Consider the following 3,921-nt stretch of genomic DNA (forward strand, 5'->3'; position numbering starts at 1 on the left):
TTCTAGGGACGATTAACTCTTTGTTGCCTACATGGATGTAGGTAAGGGGCGTGAGCAGGACGCGGAAGCTTTGCTCGGTTTTTACTTAGCCCACTAGGTTACAAACCTCGCGCCGCGATTTAATCGCCTCTAGATTGAACAAATTTCAATCCACAAAGACCAACACGCCCTAGTCTGCAAAACTCACTTTACCCATAGTAACTCCCGCAATACCTTGTGCGGTGTTACTTAGGTGTTGCTGCTCTCCGGCTAGGCATTCGTTTGCTAAAATAGCAAATAACACAGCCTCTTTTGCATCAGGGTTAATACCTAAATCGTCGGTATTTTTAAAAGCCTTAATACGTGGGCAAAGCGTTGTAAGTTGCGCCATTAGTAATGGGTTATGAATACCCCCACCACTTGCATACACCACACAATTTTGTGCGCGCTCTGCACACTCGTTTAATGCATTTGCTATAGCGGTTGCAGTAAAGGTATTTAAGGTGGCCATTACATCTTCATGGCTTAAGTGCTGTGTATTTGTAAGCTGCTGTGCGGTGTTTAAATACGCTAAGTTAAATACCTCAGGCCCTGTGGTTTTAGGCATTGGGAGTTTAAAAAATGCGTTATTACACAATGCATTTAATAATGGTGTATTTACCTTGCCTGCTTTAGCTATTTTTGCGCCATCGTCATAATGCATATCTTTAAAATGTTGCTGTACGTAGGCATCCATAATGGTATTACCGGGGCCAATGTCGGAGCTAAACACACCGTTTGCATCACCATTTTTGGGTAAAAACGTTAAGTTAGCTATGCCGCCCATATTTAGCAAAATCCGACTCTCCACAGCGCTCGAAAAATACAAATAATCGCCATACACAGCAAGTGGTGCGCCCTCGCCTCCTGCGGCTATGTGTTTTTGCCTAAAATCACCAATGGTTGTAATACCCGTAGTAACGGCTATTTGGTCGCTATCGCCAATTTGTAAGGTGCCATTAGTAAAGCTTTTGTGATTATGCTGCGACTGCGGGCAGTGGTAAATGGTTTGCCCGTGACTTGCTATTACATCAATACTTGCCGGGTCTATTTGCCAAGTATGTAAGCACTGGTTAACCATATCGCCATGGAGTTTACCTACCCACGGGTGCAGTAAAGTTACAAGCTCTAAATCGCACTCTCGTTTGGCAAATACCTGCTTTATTTTAGTTTTATAATCGTCGTTGTAGTCAACGGTGGTAAAATTTAAAACCTCAATGTGAGTATTTAAGCCCGCGCCCGTTACTTTACACAGTGCAACATCAAGCCCATCCAACGAGGTGCCGCTCATTAAACCAATAATTAAACGGCTTGGTTTTAGGGCGCTGTTATAAAGGGCTTTAATGTGAGGGTGCATAATGGCATCTAAAATAGGTGTAATATTTTGCTTATATTAGAGGACTTTAAAACAAAGTAATAGCCGTAAAGCGTTTAATTTAGGTTCTGATTGTTTAACTCTTAAATGATTGTTAAGTTAGTGTGCATACTAAAAATTTATGAAAAAATATGATCACCCTCAGAGAGTTTAAAGCCCAAGACGCGCCTTTTATTATTAACACCTTAAATGATGAACAGGTAACGCGTTATTTATCGTCAAAAATTCCGTTTCCGTATACGCAAGCCGATGCAAACTGGTGGATAAGCCAGGGCTCAAAAAACGGCATTATTAAGGCCATTGTTGTAAATGGGCAATTTGCGGGCTGTATTGGTATAACTCCCGGCGAATTTGAATACAAACGCAGTGGCGAAATTGGTTATTGGCTTAATAAAGCCTATTGGGGGCAAGGTATTATTACTCGCGCTATTGAACTTATATGCAATGAAGCGTTTGCAAGCTCACACTTAAACAGAATTTTTGGTGCCGTGTTTGCTGGTAATACCGGCTCTATGAAAGCACTTACTAAGAGCGGCTTTGAGCAAGAGGCTGTGCTTAAACAGGCCATTTATAAAAACGGGGTACTTTACAACAATCATATATTTAGTAAGCTCAAAGCAGACTAATTACTCTAATTAAATCTGCGCAAAGGTTGAATTATCAACCACCCGCCCAAAACTCCTTTATTAAGGTACGCATTGTACATATTCATACTGCTTAGCCGCGCATTATTGTTTAGCTGAACACGATTTTTAAAACGTAAACATTCGGTAAGTAGTTTATTTATATTAATAGGAGATCTTATATGTCTACGACTAGTCGCCAACTTACTCTTGAATCACGCCCTAATGGCGCTCCAAAAGATGAAAACTTTAAATTAAAAACGGTAGAGCTTCCTGCATTAAAAGACGGCGAAGTTTTACTACGTACTATTTACCTATCGCTAGACCCGTACATGCGTGGTCGTATGAGCGATGCTAAGTCGTATGCTGACCCTGTTAATATTGGCGATGTAATGGTTGGCGCAACAGTGTGCCAAGTAGAAGAGTCTAAAAACGATAAGTTTAACGAAGGCGAATGGGTACTTGCCTACACAGGTTGGCAAGACTACGCCATTACCGACGGCGAAGGCTTAATGCAGTTAGGTAAAGAGCCTGCAAACCCTTCATACGCATTAGGTATTATGGGTATGCCTGGCTTTACTGCTTACATGGGTTTACTTGATATTGGCCAGCCTAAAGAAGGCGAAACCGTAGTTGTTGCAGCAGCAACAGGCCCTGTAGGCGCAACGGTTGGTCAAATAGCTAAAATTAAAGGCTGTAAAGTAGTGGGTGTTGCTGGTGGTAGCGAAAAATGTGCACACGCCGTTGAAAAACTAGGGTTTGATGCCTGTATTGATCACAAAGCTGATGACTTTGCAGAGCAGTTAGAAAAAGCCTGTGATAAAGGCATTGATGTTTACTACGAAAATGTGGGCGGTAAAGTATTCGACGCCGTACTACCATTACTAAATACCGCAGCACGCGTACCATTGTGTGGTTTAGTATCGCAATATAACGCTACTAGCTTGCCAGAAGGCCCAGACCGTTTAGGTATGCTAATGGGTCAATTGCTTACTAAGCGTATTAAAATGCAAGGCTTTATCATTTTTGATGATTACGGCGACCGTTACGACGAGTTTGCACAAGACATGCAAAAATGGCTACAAGACGGAAAAATTCAATACCGTGAGCACATGGTAGAAGGCATCGAAAATACAGTAGACGCGTTCAACGATATGATATGCGGTAAAAACTTTGGTAAAACTGTGGTTAAAATTAATAACCCACTTTAATTTTATACGGCTTGTAAGGCAAAGCCCTTACAAGCCAAAAAAGGACTGACATGATTAAACTACACCATTTAAATAAATCCCGTTCTAAACGTATAATTTGGCTTTTAGAAGAACTAGATGTTGACTACGAAATTGTGGCTTATCAGCGTAATAAAGACACATTTCTAGCACCTGACGAACTAAAGCATATTCATCAACTTGGTAAGTCACCGGTAATTGAAGACGGCGGTTTAATTATTGCTGAATCAGGCGCTATTACCGACTACCTTATTTCTAAATACGGCAACGGTAAATTTGCTCCAAAAGTAGATACCGCTGAATATGTTGACTACCAACAGTGGCTGCACTTTGCAGAAAGCTCAGCAATTTTACCGCTTTTACTTAAAATGTTTGTACTAAAAGACGGCGCTAAAACACAGTTTTTAGAAGGCTATGCCGACGCTGAAACAGCTAAAGTAATTAGCTACTTTAACGACCGCCTAGAAGGTAAACGTTATTTAGTGGGCGATACCCTAACGGGCGCTGACTTTATGATGTCGTTTATTGTTGAAATAGTTAAAAACTCAGGTCAATTAGCGCACTTTAAAAACCTCGTTAAATACGACGAGCAATTACAAAGCCATGAGAAGTTTCATACAGCTAATGAGCTAGAAGCAAAGTACGACTAAACCTTTATATAATATTTTTATATAAC

Annotated in this window: 4 protein-coding genes; 3 read left to right on the forward strand and 1 reads right to left on the reverse strand. The window is 40.9% G+C overall.

The features are described 5' to 3' along the window. Positions 1-169 precede the first annotated feature (169 nt). Entirely contained in the window at positions 170-1,375 is a 1,206-nt protein-coding gene (locus H5072_RS13685) for an anhydro-N-acetylmuramic acid kinase (protein ID WP_182693828.1), read from the reverse strand. A 149-nt stretch (positions 1,376-1,524) separates the two neighbouring features. On the opposite strand from H5072_RS13685, the gene H5072_RS13690 reads away from it, so the two are divergent. The 3 genes from H5072_RS13690 (at position 1,525) to H5072_RS13700 (ending at position 3,895) form a co-directional block, all read left to right on the forward strand. After that, the gene (locus H5072_RS13690; protein WP_182693829.1) at positions 1,525-2,019 is read left to right on the forward strand and encodes a GNAT family N-acetyltransferase; all 495 of its coding nucleotides are present in this window, start codon (positions 1,525-1,527) and stop codon (positions 2,017-2,019) included. Between the two features lie 179 nt (positions 2,020-2,198). Further along, positions 2,199-3,227, forward strand: a complete 1,029-nt coding sequence (locus H5072_RS13695) for an NADP-dependent oxidoreductase (protein ID WP_182693830.1) — start codon at positions 2,199-2,201, stop codon at positions 3,225-3,227. 50 nt (positions 3,228-3,277) lie between these two features. Further along, the gene (locus tag H5072_RS13700) at positions 3,278-3,895 is read left to right on the forward strand and encodes a glutathione S-transferase family protein (protein WP_002962787.1); all 618 of its coding nucleotides are present in this window, start codon (positions 3,278-3,280) and stop codon (positions 3,893-3,895) included. The last annotated feature ends 26 nt before the right edge of the window (positions 3,896-3,921 follow it).

This window comes from Pseudoalteromonas sp. SR45-5, assembly GCF_014163565.1.
Classification (GTDB): Bacteria; Pseudomonadota; Gammaproteobacteria; order Enterobacterales; family Alteromonadaceae; genus Pseudoalteromonas; species Pseudoalteromonas distincta.